A 24814-nucleotide genomic window follows, 5' to 3' on the forward strand; every position below is an offset into this window, starting at 1 on the left:
GCTGCACCACTGATTTTCAGGACCATCCCCATGAAGAACCTACCATTAGGCGCCCGCCTCGGGCTGGGCTTTGCCATTGTGCTCGCGCTGCTCGTTGCACTGAGCGCGACCGCCCTTACCCGCATGGATGAGGCAGGCAGCAAGACCCACCGCCTCGTCAACACCAGCATGAAGAACCAGCGCAATATCGCCGAATGGCGTCGCAATATTGAAGTCAACACCGCGATCAACGACACCGTCTACCACGCGCCCGATGCGTCGATCCTGGACGTGATCGCAGAGCGCCGCGCTGCCATTACCGCGCGCTCGGACGTGCTGCAGCAGGAGATTGACGCAGCACTTGCCAACCTGGGCGTGCGCGAGCAGTTCAAGACCGTCAAGGCAGAGCGCGTGGCGTATATGAGCGCGCGCGATGCCCTGTTTGCGGCCAAGCGCGCGGGCGACCAGGCCCAGGTCGAGGAACTCTACCGCAACCGCCTGACACCGCAGACGGGCTCGTACCTGGCAGCGGTACGCAAGTTCGCCGAGATGCAAAGCGCGGCCACGGGCGTCATTGCAACGACCATCCTCGATTCGTACGCCAGAACCAGGGTCATCCTGTTCACGCTGGCCGGCGCTGCGCTGCTGCTGGGCATCGGCTGCGCGTGGTGGATCACCCGCTCGATCACCCAGCCGCTGCGCAGCGCGGTCGCAGTGGCCGAGCGCGTTGCTGCGGGCGACCTGACCAGCCGCATCGAGTCGGGACGGCGCGACGAAGTCGGCCAGTTGCTCGATGCGCTGGGCCGCATGAACGGGAACCTGGCCGGCATCGTCGGGCAGGTGCGCGACGGCACCGCGACCATTGCCCACGTCTCGGGCGACATCGCCAGCGGCAACCAGGACCTGTCGGCACGCACCGAGCAGCAAGCCGGCTCGCTCGAAGAAACGGCCGCCTCGATGGAAGAACTGACGTCGACCGTCCGCCAGAATACCGAACACGCGCACCGCGCCAATACCCTGGCCGCCACTGCCGCCGGCGTGGCCGGCGACGGCGGGCGCATCGTGGGCGACGTGATCGGCACGATGGGCCGCATCGACGCGTCGTCGCAGCGCATCGTCGACATCATCGGCGTGATCGACGGCATTGCGTTCCAGACGAATATCCTGGCGCTCAATGCCGCTGTCGAAGCGGCCCGCGCCGGTGAACAGGGTCGCGGCTTTGCCGTCGTTGCCGGCGAAGTGCGCACGCTGGCCCAGCGGTCGGCGGCCGCGGCCCGCGAAATCAAGGAGCTGATCGATGATTCGGTTGCCCAGGTACGCGAAGGCACGCGTCAGGTCGACCTGGCCGGCACAACCATGCAGCAGATCGTGCACAGCATCGGCCAGGTCACGGTGATCGTGAGCGAAATCGCCGCCGCCAGCGAAGAGCAGAGCGCCGGCATCGGGCAGGTCAATACCGCGATCGTCGAGATGGACCGCGTCACGCAGCAAAACGCCGCCCTCGTCGAAGAAGCCGCCGCGGCGGCCGACGCGATGCGCGAGCAGGCCAGCCAGCTCGCGTCGGTCGTGGCCACCTTCCGCCTGGCGCAGTCAGTGTTATCTGTTGATGACGCTGATAGCAGTTCGAAGCAATTGGCCTGGCAAAATAATTCGCTCGCCATCCAGCGCCCAGCGCCAGCCCAGGTAATTGGGCAGGTAGCGCGACGCCACGCCATGAAAGCCCTGTAACCAGACCTTGAAGCGCTGGTGGTAGGCATTCACGTTCTGCACATGGATGGCAAGGTTGCCAAGTCGCCTCGCACGCACACCGGCGCTTAGGTTGACCGTCTCGTGCGCGATCCTGTACTTGCGTGCAAAAGCGCGGTAGGCGGCATGGCTGTCACTGACCAGCAACGCCTGCTGATCGAGCCTGGGCAGCAAGCCACGCTCGCGTTGCGCAGCCGTCAGTGCGCCGCGGCCAGTAACGGCATCGACCGTGCGCCCTTCGCGGTCGCGCGCGATCAGGATACAGTCCAGTTCGCTGGAAATGCCCGGTTTGGCAGCGCGGCCGCCACGGTGGCGCGGTGGTCGATCAAGCGTGCGTGAACCTTTTTGTGACTCGAGCAGAAATGTTTCGTCGGCCTCGACGATGCCGTTAAGCGCTGGGGGGCGGTCGAGCTTGACCCAATGCAGGAAGCGGTGGCGCCAGCGAAAGGCCGTGGTGCGGTGTACGCTAACCCGGTTTGCTGCCTTGCGCACCGGGAGTGAATCGAGCAGCGTCTGAGAATACGCGAGCCATTTGGCCTTGAGCCTCAGCCGAGCCAGCGGCGTACCGGTCAGGTCGTTGAAAGTGCGACCGCAAGCGCAGCAGCGGTAGCGCTGCAAGTCGTTGGCGAATCCGTGCCGGTAGCAGCGCTCGTTGCCGCATCTGGGACAGCAGCGGCCTGGCGCTCTGGCCTCACTGATGAGTGCGACTACCTGATCGAGCCCGGCTGCAGGGTGCAGGGCATCGAGCACTTGCCGGCGCTGGGGCCCGTTCAGCGAAGGCAGTTTTGCAAACCAGCCCTTGAAACGGGGCGCTTTCATGATCGACTCCTGACGCTGTGGACAGGGGTTGGACCACTGGATTGCTCATCAGTTCAAAAGTAGTCTCTATTTAACGCTGACTGCGCCTCCGCCTCCGCCTCCACCAGCCCCCTGCGCATGGCGCGCGTCTGGCGCCGCCGGCGTCCCGTCTCGCTTCGGCAGCCTGAGCCGCTGCTAGAATGCCCGGCTGATGGGATCACGGGAAGGAACAGGCATGGGTATCGGTGTGTTGTGCGGCTTGCTGGCTGGCGCCATGTGGGGCATCGTGTTCGTTGCGCCTGCCTATCTGGCCGCGTTCACGCCGCTGCAACTGACCGTCGGACGCTATCTGGCCTACGGCGCCATCGCCCTCATGCTCCTGGGTACGCGCCTGCGCGCCCTCCTCGCCAGCCTGTCCCGGGCCGACCTGTACGCCCTGGTGCGTCATGCGCTGGCCGGCAACCTCGTGTATTACGTGCTGCTGGCGTACGGCGTGCAGTATGCCGGCGTCGCGCCCACGTCGCTGATCGTCGGCATGGTGCCACTGGTCGTCACGCTGCTCGGTCGCCATGACCATGGCGCCGTGCCGCTGCGGCGCATGCTGGCCCCGCTGCTGCTGGTTGCGGCCGGCATCGCCTGCATCAATATCGACACCTTCATGCATGCACCGGTCGATGCATCCGGCATCGCCATCGCCGGCGGCGTGCTGTGCGCCACCGGCGCCTTGCTGTGCTGGAGCTGGTACGCGCTCGACAATGCACGCTACCTGAAGAACAACCCGCGCTTTGGCAGCGGGGAATGGTCGGCGCTGTACGGCCTGGCCACGGGCGTGCTGTCACTGCTGCTGGCACCGTTCGCATTCTGGGATGCCGGCGGGCCAGTGGCGGGCGAGCGCGACTGGACCGTGTTCTGGGCCTGCAACGCCCTGCTCGCGCTGGGCGCATCGGTCATTGGCAATCATTTCTGGAATGTGGCCAGCCGCCGCGTGCCTGTCACGCTGACGGGCCAGCTGATCCTGTTCGAAACACTGTTCGCGCTGCTGTACGGCTGCATCTATCGCGGCGCCGGGCCACGGCCGCTCGAACTCGCGGCAATCGCGCTGCTGATCGCCGGCGTGGCCTGGTCGGTCAGACTGCACGGCGCCCTCAAGGATGACAAAATCATCAGTCCTGCTCCCGAGCTTCATTGACAGATTGGTCAGCCAATGCACTGACCGTTGTGTGCAGGTGTCATTTTTGTTCAATTAACTTCCGGGGACTATTTCACCTCGGAATGTGCTGCTAGACTCTCGGGCGTGGAATTTCCCAGCGCAATTTAATTTGCCGAAAAGAACAACAATGGACATGCCTTGCCCAAGACGGGCACGCATCCGTCCCACCGGGAGTCGTCGCAATGAAAGCAACACCAGTCCGCCCGGCGCACACGCTGCTGGCCGCGACCGTCTCAGGTATCGTCTGCAGTATCGCCACGGCACAAACCGTGCCCGCACACGACAGCAGCCTGGCCGTGCCAGAAGTCGTCGTCACCGCGCAGCGTACCGAATCGCTGGCGTCGCGCACGCCGCTCGCGATCAGCGTTCTGTCCGGCGAACAGTTGCGCGACCTCGGCGCCGACAGCCCCGGCACCATCGGCCCGCGCCTGCCGAATGTGTCTATCGACCAGGCCTTTTCGGGCCTGCGCCTGACGATCCGCGGCATCAGCAACAGCGACACCACTGACAAGGGCGACCCGTCGGCCGCCTTCATGCTCGACGGCGTGTATATCGCACGGCCTGCCGGCCAGAGCGGCAACTTTCTGGACGTCGACCGCGTCGAAGTGCTGCGTGGCCCGCAGGGCACGCTGTACGGCCGCAATACGACCGCCGGCCTGGTCAACGTGATTTCGAACCTGCCGACCGACCGCTTCGAGGGCACCATCGGATTCGAAGCAGGAACCTACGACCGGCGCAAGGTCGACGGCATCATCAATGTGCCGGTGAACGACATGCTGGCGCTGCGCGCTGCCGTGAGCAAGTTGACGCATGATCCCTACCTGAACAACGGCCAGGGCACGCTGCTGCGCCCCGGCATGGACGGGGACGACCGTGACGCGCGCCTGAGCGCCAGGCTCACACTAAGCCGCGACGCCACGCTGGTGCTGCGCTACGATCATGGCCAGGCGAAAGGCAATAACGACCGCTTCGTGCCAGACACGAATTTTTATACCGGCGTGGCCAGCGGCAAGCCCGTGTACCGCGACAGCACCACCGACGAACGCCTGACCAACAGCTTCCGCCCGCCGAACATGACGCCCGTGCAGGGCTGGCAAGACCGCGTGGTCCAGGGCTGGTCCGCCGACCTGCGCTGGGATCTCGGGCGCGCCACCCTGTATTACCTCGGCGCGCGGCGCAAGCTGGACCAGGAACTGCGCCAGAATTACTACTACCGCGTGGCCCCGCAACTCGCCCTTGGCGTGATCAACAACTACGATAGCCACAACGAGCAGGATTCGCACGAGCTGCGCCTGGGCACCAATGGCGCCGGTCCGCTCAGCGCCCAGGGCGGCTTGTACTACTTCAGCGAAACGTCCGACACGTCGTACGCGTTTCAGGGCCTGCAAGCGGTCGGCCTGCCGCCGTTCTACGCGTTTCCGCTGGTGACCGAAGCGCGCAGCCGCGCCGTGTTCGGCCAATTGACCTGGCGCGTGATCGACGGCCTGCGCCTGACCGCCGGCGCGCGCCGCACCGAGGACGACAAGGACCGCGTCGGCTCCACCGATTTCCGGCAAGGACCCGTGTTCAACGCCGCAACCGACCGGCGCCTGCTCAACGCAGCCGAACTGAACACCGCGCGCACGACCTGGCGCCTGGGCCTTGACTACGACCTGCTACCCACGACGCTGCTGTATGGCAGCCTGGCCACCGGCTACAAGGCGGGCGGCTTCAACGACGGCTGCATCGCCGGCACCACCGCGCTGGGCATCGCATGCCCGGCGGCGGTCGCGGTCCAGGAAAGCGCGTTGTACTACCAGCCGGAAGCACTGCGCGCCTGGGAAGCCGGCGTCAAGTCGCGCCTGTGGGGTGGGCGCGTCACCGTCAACGCCGCCGCCTTCGTGTACGACTACACCAACCTGCAACTGAGCGGCACCGCCATCGTCTCGGGCGCCCCGCGCATCCTGACCGGCAATGCCGGCGTCGCCCGCTCGCGCGGCCTGGAACTCGATGGCGACATCCGCGTCGGCAGCAACGGGCGCCTCAGCTACGGCGCGACCGCGCTCGACGCGCATTACGTGACCTACAACCCGACCCCCACCGCGTCATGGGCGGGCCGCAAGCTCGATCGCGCGCCGAGCCATGTCTATACGCTCGGCTACGAGCACCGCTTCGGCGTGTTCGGCGGGCAGCTGCATGCGGGCGTGTTCTCGCGCCGCAGCGCCGAGTATGTGATCACGATCCCGAGCCAGCTGCTCGAATACCGGATCCCGGCGCACACGACCACCGACGCCACGCTGCGCTACGCCCCGGCCGGCGCCGCCTGGAGCCTGCTGGCACGCGTGCGCAACCTGGAAAATTCGGTGCGCCCGTCGCTGATCGACAGCTTCGGCATGACCACGCCGACGGCCCCGCGCACGGCCGACGTGCGCCTCGATCTGCGCTTCTGATCCGCACAGCCAGTCCCCCTTACGCCAGAAGGAACGCCGATGGACCGCATTGCCCCTGAGTTTCTCTGCCCAACCCTGCGCGCCGACCCGCCCGCCGATGACACCGTGGCGCGGATGCTGGCCGGCGCCAGCGGGCCGGCCGGGCTGTCGGCGCGCATCGCGCAGATCAACGCCGAACTGGCGCGCTGGCAGACCAATGGCGCGCTGGCGTCCTGGCGGCCCGCCCCCGGTCTCGATCCGCGCGCGGCCGAGGCGTTGACCGATTACCTGGCCGCCTGCCAGCACTTGCCGGCGTGGACCGACCGGGCGGCCATCGCGCGCGCCGAGACGCTGTTCATGGACATGAGCATGCTCTCGTGCACGCTGCTGTTCTGCGCCAGCCTGCCCGAATGCTATGTGCTGCCCGACCTGTCGGCCGTGCTGCACGCGGCCGGCCAGCTGGAGGCGCATACCGATTACCGCGTGCGCTCCACGGCCGCCATGATCTTCCCGGTCATGCTGGCCGGCGGTCTGACCACGCCCGAAGGGGGCGGCGTGGCCCAGGCGCTCAAGGTGCGCCTGATTCACGCTACCATTCGTTACCTGATCCTGCGCGGCACCCCGCGTGAGGCGCTGGACGCCCCACCGGTGCCGCCACTGGCGCCGGCCGGCGCCAGCATCTATCACACGCTGTACGCGCACGGCTGGGACACGTCCGTCAACGGCTTGCCGTGCAACCAGGAAGAACTGGCCTATACCCTGCTCACGTTCAGCTACGTGTTCGTGCGGGGCCTGCGCACGCTGCGCCTCGCGCTGCCCCCGCAGGATGAGGAAGCCTACCTGCACACCTGGAACGTGCTGGGCCATGTACTGGGCATCGAACAGGGCCTGATGGCGACAACGATGGCACAGGCGCAGCACGACTTCGAGGCCATCCAGGCACGCGCGCGCCTGCTGGCGCGCAGCCCCGATCCGCGCCCGCTGCTGGCGGCTGACCTGATGAAGGCGATGGAAAACGAGATCCCGCTCCGTCTGTTGAAGCCCGTGCCGACGCTGCTCACCCGCCTGCTGTGCAAGGGCGATGCCACGCGCGACCTGGGCCTTGACGCGCGCGTGCCGCTGCTGGCGCGGGCCGTGTTTGCGCTCGGGCTGGCGGGCGTGCGCTGTATCGACGGCGTGGCGCGCCTGTTCGTGCCCGGTTTTTCGCTCAGCCGCATGCTCACGCGCGCGCTGGGCCGGCGCCTTGTCACGCACTTTCTGCTCGACCAGACGCGGCCGCTGCGCCTGCCCGACGCGCTGCTGGGCGATGTGAGCGACGCCGCCACCGCCTGGCGCACGGATCCAAAGGCATCGCACTGGATGCGCCGCCTGGAAGTGCGCCTGGCCGGGGGAGATGCAAAGCCTGATCAGCCCTCATAGCCCGGGCGCCGGCATCATGGGCGCGATCGCGGCGTGCCAAAAACTTACACCCAAGAATCACAATATTGTTGCTGACAGGGACGACCTGCTAAACTGTCAATACCGCAACATCCCCGTCAACACACGTGCGCTGACGTCATTTCGACGGAACAGATCGCGCCTCGCACCGATGAATCCGAAGATGATGCTCACGCCAACTGTCCTGTCCCGTCTCGCTGCAGCTCTTGGCGGCGCTGCACTGCTGGCGCTGCTGCTGCGCGGCTGGAGCGCCGGGACCCAGTTGCTGGTGGCCAGTTCGGTGCTGATGTTCCTCGCCTGCCTGGCCAGCGCTGCGCGCGTGCTCGGCCCGCGTCCGGCCATCTGCCTCGTGCTGATCGCGCTGCCGATCGGCTGGTTTGCCGAAGAAATGGGCGCGAACTACGGCTGGTTCTTTGGCAGTTACGACTACACGCCCGTTCTCGGCCCGCAACTGGGCAGCGTGCCCGTGGTCATTCCGCTCATGTGGTTCGCGCTGTCGTATATCGGCTATGTGATGGCCAACCTGATCGTCTGGCAGGTCCCGGCCGATGGCGCAACCTCGATCCGCCGCAGCCTCGTCATGGCCCTGCTTGCGGCACTGATCGTGACCGCCTACGACCTGGGCGTGGATCCGTACATGGTCTACAAGCTCAAGGCCTGGATCATGGTGAAACACGATGGCTGGTGGTTCGGCGAGACGCTGCAGGGCTTTGCCGGCTGGATGCTGGTGGCGTTCTGCATCGTCTTCGTGTTCCGGCTGCTGTTGCGCCGGACCGGGGCCCGCCCGGCGCCGTCCGCGCGCACCCGCGATGTCCTGGTCCCGCTCGGTCTGTACGGCGCCTTGATGCTGTTCGAAGCCACCCAGGGCGTGCCGGTCGAAACCCGCACGATTGCCCTGTTCGTGATGGGCATGCCACTGTTGTGCGCCGCGTGCGGGCTGTACCGCTGGCAACTGGCCCCTGCAGTGCGGGGCGCGGCATGAAGCCCTGGATGAGGCGCGCCATGTGCGCCCGGATGGCTTCCTTTGCCTGCCTGGTGGCGCTGCTCGTGCTGGGCATGATGGCCGCGACGCCAGCCGTGGCCCAGACCTTGCAGCTCACGCGCGACGCCGACGTCGTCGATGCCTGGCCAGCCGTGACGACCCTGGCCGATCCGGCCAACACACTCGACGCTCACGCCGCACTGGCCGCCGGGACGCGCTTTGCGCGGCCAGCGACCGCCGACGCCAGCCTGGGCATGCAGCCGGGGACGACCTGGGTCCGGATCCCCGTTGCAGTAGCGCGCGACGCCACCAATGGCTGGGTGATGCAGATCGATTTCGCGCTGCTCGACGAGGTCGACGTCTGGGTGCGCTTCCCCGACGGCCTGCGCAAGATCGCCGGCGTCGGGCGCATGCAGCAGCAGTCGGGGGACGCGCTCAAGGGCCGCGTGCCCGGCGCGGTGCTGCGCCTGACGCCGGGCACGGCCTACACCGTGCTGCTGCGCGTGAAAACGGTGGGCCCCAAGATCCTGCCGATCAGCTTCAGGCAGCCCGACGCCGTCCTGTCGGCCGAACTGGGCGAGCAGCTGATGCAGGGCATCCTGCTGGGCCTGCGCCTGACATTGATCCTGTACGCGCTGGGCCAGTGGTATGCGCTGCGCGAGCCGCTGTTCGGCAAGTATGCGCTGCAGGCCACCGGCGTCACGCTGTATTCGGCCGCCTGGTTCGGCATCGCTGGCCAGTACCTGTACCCGGGCAACGCCTGGCTGCTCGAACACGGGGCGGGCCTGGCCTCGATCATGGCCTCGTGCGGCGCCTACCTGTTCGTCGAGCAGTCGCTCGCGCGGCCCGGCCAGGACCGCATCTTCAGCCGCATGATGAAGACGCTGGCCGCGCTGTGCCTGGTCACCGCGATCGGTTTCGCCGCCGGCGTCATCAATCACACATACCTGGTCCTGATCGTCGGCACGCTGGGCATCATGCCCATGCTGCTCGGCCTGCCCGGCGCCTACCGGCGCGCGCGGGCCGGCGACGCGGTCGGCATTTACTTTCTGGCCGGCTGGGCGGTGGCATTCGCGGCCGCGTTCGTCACCGCGCAGCTCATCAACGGCAAGCTCCCGGCGAACTTCTGGACCATGCACGCGCTGGTCTTCGGCAGCACCTTCGACATGCTGGTGTTCATGCGCATCCTGGCCCTGCGCACCGAGGCGATGCAACAGGCAATGCTGCGCGCCGAAGCCAGCACCCGCATGAAGTCGGAATTTCTGGCCAATATGAGCCATGAAATCCGCACGCCGATGAACGCCATCATCGGCATGAGCCGGCTGGCCCTGATGAGCGAGCCGGCGCCGCTGCTGCGCAATTACCTGAGCAAGATCCTGGGCGCGAGCGAGCACCTGATGGGGATCATCAACGACATCCTCGACTTTTCCCGCATCGAAGCGGGCAAGCTGCAGGTGGAAGCGGTGCCGTTCGACCTCGACGAGATGCTCGATCATCTGGCGAACCTGACCGGCGTGAAGACCGACGCCAAGGGCATCGAACTGATCTTCCGCATCGGCCCCGGCGTGCCGCAGCGCCTGATCGGCGACCCGCTGCGCCTCGGGCAGATCCTGATCAACCTGACCGGCAATGCCGTCAAATTCACCGAGCAAGGTGAAATCGTGGTGGCCGTCGAAGCGCAGCAGGTCGACGACAGCAGGATCGTGCTGGCCTTTACGGTCAGCGACACCGGTATCGGCATGACACCCGAGCAGCTGGCACGCCTGTTCGTCTCGTTCAGCCAGGCCGACAGCTCGACCACCCGCAAGTACGGCGGCACGGGCCTGGGCCTGTCGATCTCGCGCCAGCTCGTCGAATTGATGGGTGGCGAGATCACGGCGCGCAGCACGCCCAACGTCGGCAGCAGCTTTACCTTTACCGTGCAACTGGGGATCGCCGAAGGACATGCCGCCGCCAGCGAGGTGCGCAAGGCGCTGTTGCTGGACGTGCGCGCGCTGGTCGTCGACGACAGCGCCACCGCGCGCGGCGCACTGGCCGAAATGCTCGCCGGCCTGGGCGTGCACGCCGATACGGCCGCCTCGGGCGAAGAATGCCTGGCACTCTTGGCGCGGGCCGCGCGCGACGGGGCGCCGTACCAGATCGTGCTGATGGATTACCTGATGCCGGGCCTGGACGGCATCCAGACCATCGACCGCATTCACCGGCATGCCCACGAACAGGGCGACATGACGCCGCCGCCGGCAATCCTGATGATCTCGGCCTGCACCCGCGAGACCGTGATGCAGGAACAAGGCCAGGGCGACCTGCCGATCGATGCCTTCCTGCACAAACCGGTCGGCCCGGCGCTCCTGTACCACAGCCTGTTGCAGGTGCTGCATCCGCAGCTGGGCGCCGTGGAAACGAACGACCACTACCTGCCGGCGCTGGCCGACCTGCCGCGCCTGGATGGCGCGCGCATCCTGCTGGCCGAGGATAACGACAACAACCGCGAAGTCGCCCTCGACTTTATGGCGGCCGCGCGCATGCAGGTCGATGTTGCCTTCAATGGCGTCGACGCGGTGCGCATGGCGCGGGCCGGCGACTATGACCTGATCCTGATGGACATCCAGATGCCCGGGATGGACGGCCTGGCGGCCACGCGCGAAATCCGGCTCGACCCGCGCCTGCGCGCGTTGCCGATCGTGGCCATGACGGCGCATGCGCTGGCCAGCGACCGGGCCCAGAGCCGCCAGGCCGGCATGAACGACCATGTCGTCAAGCCAATCGACCCCGACCTGCTGTTTTGCACGCTGCTCAAATGGATCGATCCGGTGCGCCTGAAGGGCCGTCCGGTGCCGCAGGCCATCCGGCCCGCCACGTCTGCCCTGTCCGCCATGCAGCAGCTGTCCGGCCGGCCGCTGCCCGCGGTACCGGGCATCGACTGGCGCATGGCGCTGGAGAATGTGGATGGCCAGCGCAGCCGCCTGGAAAAGCGCGCCGGCAGTTTCATCCGCGAATACGCCAGCGCCCCGCGCATCCTGCGCGAAGCGCTGCAGGCCGGCGACCATCCGCGCCTGCAGGCGCTGGCGCACAACCTGAAGTCGAGCGCCGCCTATGTGGGCGCGTTTGAACTCAGCAGCGCGGCCGCCCGCCTCGAACAGGACCTGCGCGCCGGCCAGTCCGATCGTGTCGGCGTCCAGGTGCCGGCCCTCGTGAACGCGGCCGAGACGGTGCTGTCCGGCCTGGCCCAGATGGCGGCGCTGGCATTGCCGCAAGCGGGCGACCCGGAAGCGCTGTCGCTGGTGATCGCGCGCCTGGACGGCTACCTGCGCACCGACGACGCGCGCGCCGAAGATGCACTGGCGCAGCTCGAGTCGCTGCTGGGCGCGGGGATGCACGCCGATCCTGTCGAACAGGCACTGGGCGCCGTGCGGCGCGCCGTGGCCGAGATCGAATATGCCGCGGCGCTGGGGCCACTGGCGGCGCTGGGCGCGCAACTCGATCCGAGTCTGGAGGAGAGCCGATGAATATCGATCAGCCGCAGAAGGTGCTGGTCGCCGACGACGACGCGATCAACCGCGAAGTGCTGGGCGAACTGCTCAAGCCCGACTACACGGTGGTGCTGGCCCGTAACGGCGCGCAGACGCTGGAACGCGCGGCACGTCACCTGCCCGACCTGATTTTGCTCGACGTGATGATGCCGGACATGGACGGTTACGAAGTACTGCGCCGGCTGCGTGGCGATCCGCAGACGGCGCACATCGCCATCATCTTCATCTCTGGCCTGGACCGGCCCGAAGACGAAGCCAACGGCCTCAAGTTGGGCGCGTCGGACTACATCGTCAAGCCGTTCAACCAGACGGTCGTGATGGCGCGCGTGGCGCTGCACCTGCAGGTCGTGCGCCAGCGCCGGATGCTCGAGCGCCTCGCGAACATCGACGGCCTGACCGAACTGGCCAACCGGCGCCGCTTTGACGAAGTGTATGAGCAGGAATGGCAGCGCGCCTGCCAGAGCGGGCGGCCGCTGTCGCTGGCCCTGCTCGACATCGACGCCTTCAAGCAGTTCAACGACCGCTACGGCCACCCGGCGGGCGACCGCGCGCTGCGCTCGGTGGCGCGCACCACCGGCGCGGCCATGCACCGCCCGGGCGACCTGGCGGCGCGTTATGGGGGCGAAGAACTGCTGCTCCTGATGCCCGAGACCGATGCCCAGTCCGCGCATGCAATGGCCGAAGCGCTGCGCGCGGCCATCGCCGGCCTGGCGATCCCGCACGAAGCGTCGAGTGTCGCGCCGGTGCTGACGGTCAGCATCGGCGGCGCCACGTTCAACCCGGCCGGCAACGAACAGCCATTCGAGCTGTTCGAAGCGGCCGACGCCCAGCTCTATCGCGCCAAGCAGGCCGGGCGCGACCAGGTGTGGTGGCGCGCGCTGGCGCTGGCGGCGGCGTCGGCGTAGCCCGCTGGCTGGCGTGGTTTGACCTGCAAGGGGCGGCGGCAAGCCGGCCTGGCCTGGCCCGACCGGCACTCATGAACCGTTCAGGTCTTGCTACGCGACTTGAACGTCACCACGCGGTACAGATACCAGCCAAGCAGGCCGATCAGGACTGCCTTCGACACCGGATCGACATACTCGGCCACGCGCTCGTACTGGCTTTCGAGTGCATAGCCGGCGCCGGTCAGGATGCCGGTCCAGATCAGCGACCCGATCGTCGAGAACAACAGGAACTGGCCCATCGACATTTTGGCCAGACCGGCCGGCACCGAAATCAGCGTGCGGATCGCCGGAATCAAGCGCCCCAGCAGGACCACTTTCTTGCCGTGCTTTTCGAAGGCGTCCATCGCATGCTCGATGTCGCCGTGGGTGACGGTCATCCAGCGCGCGTGCTTGTCGGCGAAGGCTTCCAGCCGCTCCTTGCCATACACCTTGCCGGCGTAATACCAGGGCAAAGCGCCTGCGACCGATCCGGCGGTGCCGGCCAGCAGCACGCCGATCACGTTCAGGTCACCGCGCGCAGCGACAAATCCGGCAAACGGCATGATCAGCTCGGATGGAATCGGAGGAAAGATGTTTTCCAGCGCCATCAGCGCGAAGACGCCGAGATAGCCGCTCTTTTGCATGAACTCGGTGATGAACTCGAACACGGGACGTACTCCATATGATTGGGCAGCCCGTACGATACCAATTTTCAAACAAGGGATCTGTTCTGCTGCGCACGCATGGTGCGCGCGCCGGCCAACCATGGCGGCACGACCAGACCGCTATTTTTGCGGTCGGGGCTTGGTGGCGCCGGCGCTTGCCGCTACCATGGCTGGATACCGATTCCAGGATGCCTACTTGCTCAAGCTCAGCCTCGACGCCCTTCAGATCATCGACACCATCGCCCGCCGCGGCTCGTTCGCGGGCGCGGCCAAGGAATTGTTTCGCGTGCCGTCCACCATCTCGTACACGGTGTCCAAGCTCGAGGACGACCTGGGCGTGCGCCTGTTCGACCGTTTCGGGCCGAAGGTCACACTGACGCCGGCGGGCCAGGCGTTGCTCAAGGAAGGCCGCTACCTGCTGCGCGCCGCTGGCGACCTGGAGTCGCGCGTGCGGCGCGTGGCCTCCGGCTGGGAAACGGACTTTGCGATCGGGATGGATTCGGTGCTGGGCGCGGGTGGCCTGCAGCCGGACATTGAAGACTTTTACCAGGTCGCCGACCACACGCGCCTGCGCATCGTGCGCGAGTCGCTGGGCGGCACCTGGGACGCCCTGCTCGACCGCCGCGTCGACCTGCTCGTAGGCGCCGCCGGCGACGGGCCGTCGGGCGGCGGCTACACGGCCGAACCGATCGGCACGAGCAGCTTCGTGTTCGCGGTCGCGCCGCACCATCCACTGGCAGCGCTGGATCACGCGCTCGACAAGGCCGATCTGCTGCCGTACCGGGCAATCACGGTGTCGGATTCGGCGCGCGTGCTGGGCGCACGCACCGTGGGCATCCTGTTCGGACAGGCCACGCTGGCCGTACCCGACATGCGCACCAAGTATGAATTCCAGGTACAGGGACTGGGCTTTGGCTTCCTGCCCGAGGCCTGGGCCAGGCCGGCCATCGCGCGCGGCCAGCTCATTGAAAAACAGGTCGTGGAACCCAAGCCCGACGAAACCTTTTATCTCGCCTGGCGCAGCACCGAGGATGGCGCGGCGCTCACCTGGTGGATCGACCGGATGCGCACGGGTTCATCGTTCGCGCGCATGGCCGCCGATCCGTGTGCGGCCATGTAAACGCCAAACACGACACGCCGCCCCAGGTTCGGGGCAGCGTTGCTGCCATGCTGCCTGAGCGTGTTACTGCGGCAGATCGAACACCAGCACTTCGGCCGCTTCTGCCTGGCCCAGCGTCACCGCAGATTCACCGGTGATCTTCAGCGCGTCGCCGCCACCCAGCGCCACGCCGTTGACCGTGATCTGGCCACGAATCACGTGGACATACGCCTGGCGGCCATCGGCCAGTGCATGCGTCGCCCCATCGGCGCCGTTGAAGATGCCGGCATAAATCGATGCATCCTGGCGGATCGAGACCGAGCCATCGCGGCCGTCGTTCGAGGCCACCACGCGCAGCTTGCCGGTCTTCGAGGCCGTGTCGAAGTGCTTTTCTTCGTAGCGCGGCTCGGCGCCGATCTCGTTCGGCTCGATCCAGATCTGCAGGAAGTGCACGCCTTCTGTGGTCGAACCATTGAATTCACTGTGCACGACGCCCGTACCGGCGCTCATGACCTGCACGTCACCGTAGCGCAGCACCGAGCCGTTGCCCATGCTGTCCTTGTGCGCCAGGGCGCCTTCGAGCACATACGAAATGATTTCCATATTGCGGTGACCGTGCGAATCGAAACCGCGGCCTGCCTCTACATGGTCATCATTGATGACGCGCAGCGGGCCAAAACCCATGTGTTTCGGATCGTGGTAGTGACCGAACGAAAACGAGTGCTGCGAATTCAGCCAGCCAAAACTGGCGCCACCACGTTCATTGCTTTTACGGACGTCCAACATCATGTGCTCCTTTCGTGATTGGATCATCGAGCTGCTCGAATCTTGATGCCGTTGCAGGCATTTACCGATTCGCTCCTGGTTCCCGATGCGATGACGCTATTATGCGCGCCACCGGCCATGATGAAAAACGAGTTAACTGCCGCCCTATGATCGATATTTTCGATTATCGAATGTGCATTCCGGGCTGCATCGAACCTGTAGCGGCAATCAAGCGGCTGGCCCGCCACGGCCACCCGCCCGACGTTTTGACGCCTGATGTCGCGGATCAGAACTTCACGGCCGCGCGCGCATAGTAGTAACCACCGTTGATGCCATACGGCGAGAAGCCCGGATAGATCGTCACCGCACCGTTGTCCAGATTGGCGCGCTGCTCGGCCAGCGTCAGCGCATTGACCTTGTCCGGGTACTCGTTGAACAGGTTGTTCGCGCCCAGCGACAGGCTCCAGGCCTTGCTGATCTGGTAGCTCACTTCCAGGTCGGTCAACAGGCTGGCCTTGATCCGGTTTTCGCGATACACCGCGCCGTCGGTCGAGAACTGTTCGGACGATTTGCCGAAGTAGTTCTCGCGCAGGTTCACGGTCCAGTCACCCATGCGCCACAAGCCGCCCAGGTTCACCCGCACCTTGGGCGAGGCCGTTTCCAGATGCGAGATCGCGGTGGCGTCGAGCAGCGTCTGCGCGCCCAGCTGCGTTGGCGCCTGGTTGATCTTGATGACCTCGACCTTGTTGTAGTTGGCCGCTGCCGACCAGTCCACGCGCCCGTATGCGCCGTAGTTGCTGCTCAGGGTGGCCACGACTTCGGCGCCGCGGCTGCGGGTGTTGACGGCATTGGTGAAGATGTTGATGCCGGTTTGCACGACGGTCGGGTCGAGCACGTTGCCGTTGGCCAGGATCGCCGCCGTGACGGCCGGCGAATTGATCGCGCCGCCCGAACCGTACAGCGAGCCGCTGCCGACGATGCGGTCGCGGATCGTGATCTGGTAGGCGTCGAGCGTGACGGACATGCCGGCCACCGGATTGAGCACGAGGCCCGCGCTGATATTGGTCGACGCTTCGGGTTTCAGGCCGTCGATGCCCACCAGGCGCGCGCCCGGCGAGTTCGGCGCCAGTTGCACGAAGGCGCTGCGCGGCGACACGTTGGTGGCCGAATAGAACGATTCGGCCAGCGTCGGCGCGCGAAAGCCGTTGCTGTAGGTGGCCCGCACGGCCACGTCCGGCGTGAAATCGTAGCGGCTGGTGAGCTTGCCGACCTTGGCATTGCCGAAGTCACTGAAATCCTCGAAGCGTCCGGCGATGTCGACCGTCCAGCCGGTCACGGGCTGCACGGCGATATTCGCGTAGACCGCCTTGTTGTTGCGGCTGTGTTTTCCGGCGTCGGTCAGCGAGAAGCCCGGGAACGATTGCGCGCCCTCCTTGTAGCGCGATGCGGCGTCGCCCGCAACGATCGCGTAGGTGTCGCGGCGATGCTCGAGGCCCAGCGCCAGCGTCAGCGGCGTGGCCATGCCGGCGTCGAACTCACGCCGCAGGTCGAGGTTGTTGGTCCACTGGCTGGCCTGGAATTGCCCGGCCTTGAAGGACAGCGGTGTCGCGCCCGTATCGGCAAACAACGACACATTGGCTGAATTGGCCACGCCCAGCTTGGCCACGTCCTTGCCGTAAGTGCTCGACAGGTCCCAGTTCCAGTTGCCGAACACCTTGCCCTTGATGCCAAACGTGAACGCAAAATCTTCTTCGTCGAACGTCTCCTGCGGGCTGAAACCCAGCGGGTAGATCGTCGGCAGGCGGTTGGGCATGCGGTAGTTCTCGAAGGCGCGCGCTTCCTTCTTGCCGTAGGTGGCAAAGCTGTACAACTCGGTGTCGCCGCCCAGGTCGACGCCGAAATTGGCGGCGAAGATGTGCTGGCGGTACTGGGCGTCGCCCTGGATCTTGTTCAGGTACGGGTAGCCTGGCGCATTGACGAGCGACGGCATCGCCGCCATCGTGGCCGGATCGACGACGCGCGGATCGATCCCGCCGCGCTCCGAGAAGCCGTGGTACTTCGTTTCCGCCGTCAGCGACAGCCAGGCATCGGTGAACGGGGTCAGGCCGATATTGGCCATGCCGTCGCCCGTGTGCCCACCGCCGTCCATGTAGCCGCCGCCACTGACGTTGGCGCTGCCGCCACGGTAATTGGACTTGAGGATGATGTTGATGACGCCGGCGATGGCGTCGGTGCCGTATTGCGCCGCCGCGCCGTCCTGCAGCACTTCGACGCGCTCGATCGCCGCCACGGGAATGAAATTCAGGTCGGCTGCAGCGCCGCCCTGGAAGGCGCCGGCCAGCACGGCCAGGTTGGCGGTGCCGTGGCGGCGCTTGCCGTTGACCAGCACCAGCGTGTTGTTCGGGGACAGGCCGCGCAGGCGTGCCGACAGCGTCATCGCCGCCATGTCGCTGCCGAAGGCCTGGGCGTTGAGCGATGGCAGGTTCTGGGCCAGGGCCTGGATCAGGTCGGGCTGGCCGGTGCGGGCCAGCGACGACGCGTCGAGCACCTGGATCGGCGAAGCGCTGTCTTCGACCGTCAGGCCGGCGGCGCGCGTGCCCGTGACGATCACGACGCCGGTACTGGCGATCGCGGGGGCGTCCGGTGCCACGACCGCCGCCGCGGTGTCGACAACGGAATCGACGGCCGGCTCGACCGCCTTGTCGGCGGCGTGCGCCGCCACGCCCCACGACAGCAAAGCAGCGGCGACACTGGTATGAATGATGGTCTTGTACATGGTGGTTCCCTGGTTGGCGTGATCTGTTATAGGTATGATTGGCGTGGCCCGGCACGGGCCGCGCCGCTTACTTCTTTGCTGCCACGACTTCGATTTCCACGAGCCAGCCGGGATTGCTCAGGCCCGCCACCTGCATCACCGCGCGCGCCGGCAGGTTGGGCTGGGCGCCGCCGAAGAACTGGGTATAGCCGGCCATGAAGCCGGTGACGTCGGCGCGCCCTTTCTGCGCCGGGTCGCCCACCAGGAACACCTGCATCTTGACGACGTCGCCCATGCCCAACCCCATGCCGGCGAGGATCTCCTTGATCTTCTGCAGCACGCCGACGGTCTGCGTTTTGGTGTCACCAAAGGCCGCGATGGTGTCGGGGCCGGCCGCCTTGTCGACGATGGGCGGCACCTGGCCGCTGATGAAGTGGATCGTCGCGCCTGGCGGCACCGACACGGCCAGGGCGATGGGGAAATCCGAGTTCGGGATCTTGTGGCGCACGATGTCCGTGGCTGCGGCGCTGGCACTGGCGGGCGCCAGCAGCAGCGCAGCGGCCAGGCACGAGATGGAGCGGAAAGCGGCAAATGTCATTGGATCGTCTTTCATGGGCATGGGAAGGAAAAGAAAAACACTAGTGCTTGTTGCCGAAGCGGCTGTCGCCCGCCGGTGCGACCTGCAGCGCCGCGCGCCGCATGGCGACCTCGGCGCCTGCGATCGGTGGCGCGCGGTTGCCCCAGCTGCTGCGCGCATAGGTCAGGACGGCGGCGATATCGGCGTCATCCAGGCTGGTGCTGAAATCGGGCATGCCACCGCGCCCCCTGAGCAGCACCTCGGCCACGGCGTCGGCCGGCCCGATGGCGACCGGGCTGGCCACGAGCGCCGGGAATGCGCCGGGAATGCCACGGCCATTGGCCTGGTGGCAGGCCGCGCAGTTTTTGGCGAACAAGGTCTTGCCGTCTGCCGGCGCGGGTGCCTGGGCCTGGACTGCGCCGGTCCACAGAACGGCGCTTGCGAGTGCAAGGATCGGGGCCTTCATGCGCTGGCCCTCCGGTGCAGCGCTTCGACCTGCTGCCAAGCCGATTCGATGGCGCCGGCCTGCCAGCCGGTCAGGTAGCTCAGGTGTTCGCCCGCGAGCAGCACCCGGCGCTCGCCATCGAGCAGAACCGGGTAGGCGCTCTTGCGCGCGGCGTCGGTCCATTCGGCCCAGCCGCCCAGGCTGTACTGCACGCGGTGCCAGGCAACCGAGAAGCTGCTTTCGTAATTCGCCCGGTAGGCAGGAAAGATCTTTTCGCCGGCCGCGAGTGCAAACTCGGTGCGCTCGCTTGGGGTCATCCCGCTCACTTCAATGGCGTCGAGCGCGTAGTGGTAGTAGCCCAGCACGACACCCTTTTTCTGCTGCCAGCCGCCGGACGGCAGCGAGATCGTGTTGATCCCCTTCAGGTCGGTCAGCACGTGGCCGCCGTAGATATGGTCGTCTTCTTCCCAGAAGCGGCGCTTCATCTGCAGGCCGATCTTGCCGACCGGGGCGTAGGGGACGGCCTTGACCGCGGCCTTGAACCCATCGGAGAAATCGGTGTCGATCATGCGCAGCACCGACAGCGGCACCGTGCACAGGCAATAGTCGGCCGTGACGCGCGAGAGCGCGCCGCTGGCCGTGTCGCGCACGTCGATCGTGACCTTGTCGTCGCCCTGGCGGATGCGCTGGACTTCGGCGTGATAGCGGATGCGGCCGCCCAGCCGGCTGGCAAATGCCCGTGGGATCGCGTCCATGCCACCGACCGGCTGGAACATCGTGGCGTGCATCGGGAACTCCTGCACGGCGCTGTAGACCTTGCCGACGCGGGCGGCCAGCAGATCGTGAAACGCCAGCGGATCGGACGGCGTGCCGGCGCCCGGCACCAGCCCCGCACCGGGGTTGGTGGCAAAGCCACGGCCGCTGCGGCCCTTGTAGGCCAGGTCGCCGGCGTCCAGCGCCCCTTCGCGCTTGAGGTAATCGAGCAGCAGGCGCTGGTCGTCGCCGGTCAGTTGGGTGTCGAGCGCGTGGCCGGTGACCGATTTGGCCAGCAGCTCGGCGACGTGGCCGCGCATGTCGGCCTTGATCTGCGCGCCCCGCAGGCGCTGCTTCGACAGCGGGCCGCCATCCTCGAGGTACACATAGGCATGGTCATTCTCGTTGACCATCACTTCGAGCGGCACCTTGAACTGGCGCGCATAGTAGAGCGTGGACTGGTGATCCAGCGGGATGCGCCACGGGCCGTGGTTGATGTACTGGCCAGCGTCGAAGCGGCACTGCTGGGCCTCGCCGCCCAGTTCGTGCAGCTTGAAGCCCTTGCGCGCCGTCTGGCAGCGCCCGCCCGCATAGGGCCGCGCCTCGAGCACCTGGACCTCGTAGCCCAGCTTGCCCAGTTCGTAGGCCGCCGTCAGGCCGGCCAGGCCGGCGCCGAGCACGACCACTTTTTTCCCTTTGCCGGAGCCAGCAAGCACGGGCGGTGTCGTGGTCCTGGAGGCAATCCCCATGCCCCACGCATTCATCGAGCCCATCAACAGCGCCGAACCACCAACGGCGGCGGCGCGGTACAAAAACTCACGTCGGGTCAGCGACGGTGTCAAACGTTTCATTTCTACCTCCACTTGACGTTACTGAAAGACCTTGCAACTAGTGGCCTATCAGCAATACCTGTGCCAAGTGGGTGGTGCAATCGTCAATACGAATATTATTAAAATAGAGTACAGCGTTCATTTTTCCGAACGTAAGTCCGGCGTAAGCGTCATTTTACAAAGAAGATTCAGAGTTCACATTTCTTCATTCGTATTGACAAACGTGACGCACTTCGCCCGATTCCTGGCGCATGCTGCTTCAATACTTTATTTTTCCTGCCCTGTCAGGGATCGTGCTCAGGCGACGTATCGACGCCGCGCACGCGCCGCGAGCATGCCAAATCGACATTGCACCGTTGTGGCGTAAAGACGCACTTCAATGGGTGTCGTCGATCCCGTCGCGTCCCAGCCAGTAGTTGAACTGGCCGTAACTGGGAATGGTGCCGGGCGGGCAGTCGGCGAAGTGGTCGCGCAGCATCTGGCGATAGGCGGCCGGCCGCGAAAAGCGCGGATGCGTAGCGGCAAAGTGCGCCGCGGCAGCGAGGAACAGCGCCCGCAGCGCGGCGTCGGTATTGGTGCCCGCATTGGCGCTGCCCTTCGTACCACTGCGCGGGCGGCCGCGCTTGACGCCGGCGCTGGCCGTCCGCGTCTTGCCACGCGCACCGGAGTTGGCGTAATCGGGCAGCAGCGCGTCGATCGTCTGACCCCGCTCCCAGTAGCGGCGCAGATAGCGCATGAGGCTGGCGACGGAAATCCCGTGAGCGCGACTGTAGGCGCTGAGCAGGGCCGCGCGCGGGCGCGGCAGATAGAGTTGCGGCAAATCGCGATGTAGTGCGCTCACCGCATCCCACGCTTTCATCTGCAGCAGGTGGTGCTTGCCGGATGGGGCGTCGACGCGCGGCGCACGACACGGATCGGTGAGCAGCAACCGGGCGCGCCGCGTCGACACGTCCGCCACCAGCACGTGCAGCGGCGTGCTGCACGGTGTCGCGCCTGGACAGCGCAGTGCAAAGGTATACGCCACCGAATGCATCACGTCGATCCACAGGATCCGCACCAGATGGCCCGGGGGATCGCGGTATTCGAGGACATCGTTATGCAAGAACATCGGCCGCTCCTGGCGTTGAGTTCATTGCTTATATGCAAAGAACGCGCCAGGTACGGTCATGGCGGCCCGCGCCGGGGCCGCCGCTGGATCATTTTTGCGCCAGGATCCATTTCGCCAGCACCCTGGCTTCAGCTTCTGTCACCTGCGGATTGGCCGGCATCGGGATTGGGCCCCAGGTGCCGCTGCTGCCTTTCTGGATCTTCTGGACGAGACGCGCTTCGGCGCCGGCATCCTTCGCGTACTTGGCCGCGACGTCCTTGTAGGCCGGGCCAACCAGTTTGGTGCCGACGGCGTGGCAGGCCATGCAGGCCCGGGCCTTGGCCAGGTCGGCGTTTGCGTGGGCGGCAGGGACGGCGGCGACGGCAAAGGTCGCTGCCAGGGTCAGGGTCAGGTACTTCTTCATGATGCTCCAGTGGCTGGGTTGATCGTAAGGCGCAGGCGCCCGGGCGGGCACCACCTGACATCATAGCGGGAAACCCCATTGGCATGGGCTGCCCGGCGTTGCATGAACAGCATCCGACACGCCCTTCAATAAATTTGAATGGGAATGATTCGCATTAACGACTAGAATGGCGCCGTTCCGCGGAATTTACTTCTTTTTACGTAGTTACGCGGAAATTTGCTTCGAATGATAAAAAGGATGCCTGAACAATGACTGACCGTCTGCCTGCCCCGCGGGGTGCCCGCACCGTATTGAGTTTGGCCATCGGCGCCATGCCGCTCGCCGGCTTTGCCGCTGACTTGCCTGCCGACGCTTTCCCGGCAACGATGCCGACCGTGGTCGTGACCGCAGCCGGCTTCGAGCAGACGATCCGCGATGCGCCCGCCTCGATCACGGTGCTGACCCGTGAACAGCTCGAAAAAGAGCGATTCGGCAATCTGGCGCAGGCGCTTGAAAGCGTGGAAGGCATCGACGTCGGCGCGGCCGGTGACAAGACCGGCGGCATGAACATCAGCATCCGTGGCATGCCGAGCGACTACACGCTGATCCTGATCGACGGCCGGCGCCAGAACGCGGCCGGCAACGTCACGCCAAATGGCTTCGGCGGCACCTCGACCAGCTTCATGCCGCCGGTCAGCGCCATCGAGCGCATCGAAGTCATCCGCGGTCCGATGTCGACGCTGTATGGCTCGGACGCCATGGGCGGCGTGATCAACATCATCACGCGCAAGGTCGGCAAGCGCTGGGCCGGTTCGGTGGCAGCTGACTACACGCTGCAGGAAGACGCCCAATTCGGCGACGTCAAGGGCGCCAAGTTCTACCTGAGCGGCCCGCTCAAGGCCGACGTGCTGGGGCTCTCGCTGCGCGGCAGCACCCTGCGCCGCGACGAGGCCAGCATCTCGTACGACGAAATCAACCCGGCGCGACCGCTGACCCAGAACGCGAACCCCGTCAAGCAGAAGATCGACAACGTGGGCGCGCGGCTGGCGTTCACCCCGTACCGCAACCACGAACTGGTGCTCGACGCCGACAGGACGCGCCAGACCTATGACAACACGCGCGGCCAGCTCGGCACGCTGGGCACGGGCGGCTACGGGCCAGAGCAACAATACAACCGCGAGCAGACCACGCTGTCGTACAAGGCGCGCCTGCCGTTCGGCACCTGGGACAGCAGCTATATGGTGAACAACACGGAAACCATCGGCCGCACGATTCCGCCGGGTACGCCGGGCGCGGTGCCCGGCACGCCCCGCACGCTGGAAGTCGAGAGCAAGGTATTCGATACGAAGCTCCTGGTGCCATGGGGCACGCACCTGATCACCATCGGCGCCCAGCACTGGGATGCCGAGATGATCGACGGCGTCGCGCCGCAATCGTTCGCGTTCACGCAGAAAGCCCTGTTCGTGGAAGACGAATGGCGCCTGCACGAACGGGTGTCGCTGACCATCGGTGCGCGCTACGACGACCACAGCATCTTCGGCGGCCAGACGAGCCCGCGCGGCTACCTGGTCTGGAGCGCCTCGCCCCGCTGGACCGTCAAGGGCGGCGTGAGCAAAGGGTACAAGACCCCGCGCGTCGAGCAGCTCACCCCCGGCATCAACGGCTTCGGTGGCCAGGGTACGATCCCGCTCGTGGGCAGCCCAAACCTGCAACCCGAAACCAGCGTCACCACCGAACTGGGCGCCTACTTCGACAATGGCGCCGGCTGGACCGCGAACGCCACGGTCTTCAACAACGATTTCAAGGACAAGATCACCAGCGGTACTGGCCTGATTAATTGCACCTACCGCCCGGCACTCAACCGGCCGGGCTGCGTCAGCTTCGGCAACTGGCCGAACGTCGACGCCTTCGGCCAGTCGATCAACGTCGACGAGGCGTCACGCGCGGCGTCGAACTTGCCACCCGCTTCCCGCTCGCCGCCGGCTGGGCCGCCAGCGCCAACTACACGTATACCGACAGCGAACAGGAAAGTGGCGCGAATGCCGGCAAACCGCTGTCGGACACACCGAAGCACGCGTTCAATGCGCGCCTGACGTGGGACGTCTCGCCCGACTGGAATGCATGGCTGCGCGCCGAGCACCGCAGCGAGCGCTTCCGCGATCCGGGAACGTCGGCCGCCACCCGCGCGGCGCGGGATGCGCTGGGCGACTTCAAGGGCTACACGATGCTGCACCTTGGCACCAGCTACCAGGTCACGCCGGCCATCACGCTCAATGCCGCGATCTACAATCTGCTGGACAAGGATTTCATCGACTACCGGCCGTATCGCGCGACGCCGGCGGCAGCGCCGACCTACAGCAGCGTCTACGTCAACAACCTCGACGGGCGCCGCCTGTGGCTGTCGATGAACGTGGACTTCTGA

At 66.2% G+C, this 24814-nt stretch carries 18 protein-coding genes and 2 pseudogenes; 11 read left to right on the top strand and 9 right to left on the bottom strand.

The genetic code is table 11. From position 1 onward, the window contains the following. Positions 1–30: 30 nt before the first annotated feature. Positions 31–1564: pseudogene (locus AC56LV_RS05790) on the top strand (methyl-accepting chemotaxis protein); the annotation flags it as partial. Between the two features lie 11 nt (positions 1565–1575). On the opposite strand, the gene AC56LV_RS05795 reads toward AC56LV_RS05790, so the two are convergent. Beyond that, positions 1576–2544, bottom strand: coding sequence for an IS1595 family transposase (locus AC56LV_RS05795; RefSeq protein ID WP_499556440.1), 969 nt, complete (start codon positions 2542–2544; stop codon positions 1576–1578). A 214-nt stretch (positions 2545–2758) separates the two neighbouring features. Here AC56LV_RS05795 and AC56LV_RS05800 point away from each other — a divergent pair, with 214 nt between their 5' ends. From AC56LV_RS05800 to AC56LV_RS05825, 6 genes are all read left to right on the top strand, one after another. Continuing rightward, positions 2759–3712 (top strand): DMT family transporter, encoded by a 954-nt coding sequence (locus tag AC56LV_RS05800; protein ID WP_499556441.1) that lies wholly within the window; start codon positions 2759–2761, stop codon positions 3710–3712. Positions 3713–3915: 203 nt separating this feature from the next. After that, on the top strand, positions 3916–6162 hold the full coding sequence (locus AC56LV_RS05805; RefSeq protein ID WP_499556442.1) for a TonB-dependent receptor: 2247 nt from the start codon (positions 3916–3918) through the stop codon (positions 6160–6162). Between the two features lie 39 nt (positions 6163–6201). Further along, entirely contained in the window at positions 6202–7560 is a 1359-nt protein-coding gene (locus AC56LV_RS05810; RefSeq protein ID WP_499556443.1) for an oxygenase MpaB family protein, read from the top strand. 181 nt (positions 7561–7741) lie between these two features. Beyond that, the gene (locus tag AC56LV_RS05815; RefSeq protein ID WP_499556444.1) at positions 7742–8560 is read left to right on the top strand and encodes a carotenoid biosynthesis protein; all 819 of its coding nucleotides are present in this window, start codon (positions 7742–7744) and stop codon (positions 8558–8560) included. Between the two features lie 32 nt (positions 8561–8592). Continuing rightward, complete coding sequence (locus tag AC56LV_RS05820) at positions 8593–12066, top strand: hybrid sensor histidine kinase/response regulator (RefSeq protein ID WP_499556445.1); 3474 nt, start codon at positions 8593–8595, stop codon at positions 12064–12066. Next, positions 12063–12995: a diguanylate cyclase domain-containing protein gene (locus AC56LV_RS05825; RefSeq protein ID WP_499556446.1), complete on the top strand. Its 933-nt coding sequence runs from the start codon at positions 12063–12065 to the stop codon at positions 12993–12995. The genes AC56LV_RS05820 and AC56LV_RS05825 overlap by 4 nt, the downstream gene beginning before the upstream one ends. Positions 12996–13075: 80 nt before the next feature. On the opposite strand, the gene AC56LV_RS05830 is transcribed toward AC56LV_RS05825, so the two are convergent. Further along, positions 13076–13681: a DedA family protein gene (locus tag AC56LV_RS05830; RefSeq protein WP_499556447.1), complete on the bottom strand. Its 606-nt coding sequence runs from the start codon at positions 13679–13681 to the stop codon at positions 13076–13078. A gap of 193 nt (positions 13682–13874) precedes the next feature. On the opposite strand from AC56LV_RS05830, the gene AC56LV_RS05835 reads away from it, so the two are divergent. Beyond that, positions 13875–14798, top strand: a complete 924-nt coding sequence (locus tag AC56LV_RS05835; RefSeq protein WP_499556785.1) for a LysR substrate-binding domain-containing protein — start codon at positions 13875–13877, stop codon at positions 14796–14798. A 63-nt stretch (positions 14799–14861) separates the two neighbouring features. Here the strand turns inward: AC56LV_RS05835 and AC56LV_RS05840 are convergent, their stop codons facing one another. Continuing rightward, on the bottom strand, positions 14862–15563 hold the full coding sequence (locus AC56LV_RS05840) for a pirin family protein (RefSeq protein WP_499556786.1): 702 nt from the start codon (positions 15561–15563) through the stop codon (positions 14862–14864). 101 nt (positions 15564–15664) lie between these two features. Between AC56LV_RS05840 and AC56LV_RS05845 the strand changes: the two genes are divergently transcribed. Next, positions 15665–15856, top strand: coding sequence for a hypothetical protein (locus tag AC56LV_RS05845; protein WP_499556448.1), 192 nt, complete (start codon positions 15665–15667; stop codon positions 15854–15856). Here the strand turns inward: AC56LV_RS05845 and AC56LV_RS05850 are convergent. From AC56LV_RS05850 to AC56LV_RS05875, 6 genes are all read right to left on the bottom strand, one after another. After that, positions 15829–18318: a TonB-dependent receptor plug domain-containing protein gene (locus tag AC56LV_RS05850; RefSeq protein WP_499556449.1), complete on the bottom strand. Its 2490-nt coding sequence runs from the start codon at positions 18316–18318 to the stop codon at positions 15829–15831. The genes AC56LV_RS05845 and AC56LV_RS05850 overlap by 28 nt on opposite strands. A gap of 67 nt (positions 18319–18385) precedes the next feature. Next, positions 18386–18895, bottom strand: a complete 510-nt coding sequence (locus AC56LV_RS05855) for a RidA family protein (RefSeq protein ID WP_499556450.1) — start codon at positions 18893–18895, stop codon at positions 18386–18388. Positions 18896–18935: 40 nt separating this feature from the next. After that, positions 18936–19340 carry a c-type cytochrome gene (locus tag AC56LV_RS05860; RefSeq protein WP_499556451.1) on the bottom strand — a complete coding sequence of 135 codons (405 nt, stop codon included), beginning with the start codon at positions 19338–19340 and terminating at the stop codon, positions 18936–18938. After that, a complete protein-coding gene (locus AC56LV_RS05865; protein ID WP_499556452.1) occupies positions 19337–20923 on the bottom strand; it encodes a flavin monoamine oxidase family protein in 1587 nt (528 codons plus the stop codon). The genes AC56LV_RS05860 and AC56LV_RS05865 overlap by 4 nt, the downstream gene beginning before the upstream one ends. A gap of 355 nt (positions 20924–21278) precedes the next feature. Further along, positions 21279–22010: a hypothetical protein gene (locus AC56LV_RS05870; RefSeq protein ID WP_499556453.1), complete on the bottom strand. Its 732-nt coding sequence runs from the start codon at positions 22008–22010 to the stop codon at positions 21279–21281. Between the two features lie 88 nt (positions 22011–22098). After that, positions 22099–22413 carry a c-type cytochrome gene (locus AC56LV_RS05875; RefSeq protein ID WP_499556454.1) on the bottom strand — a complete coding sequence of 105 codons (315 nt, stop codon included), beginning with the start codon at positions 22411–22413 and terminating at the stop codon, positions 22099–22101. Positions 22414–22778: 365 nt separating this feature from the next. Between AC56LV_RS05875 and AC56LV_RS05880 the strand changes: the two are divergent. Beyond that, positions 22779–24245, top strand: a pseudogene (locus tag AC56LV_RS05880) (TonB-dependent receptor domain-containing protein); the annotation flags it as partial. Beyond that, complete coding sequence (locus AC56LV_RS05885; RefSeq protein WP_499556455.1) at positions 24230–24814, top strand: TonB-dependent receptor domain-containing protein; 585 nt, start codon at positions 24230–24232, stop codon at positions 24812–24814. The pseudogene AC56LV_RS05880 and the gene AC56LV_RS05885, both read left to right, overlap by 16 nt.

The sequence above is a fragment of the Telluria sp. RB2R28 genome (genome assembly GCF_059685835.1).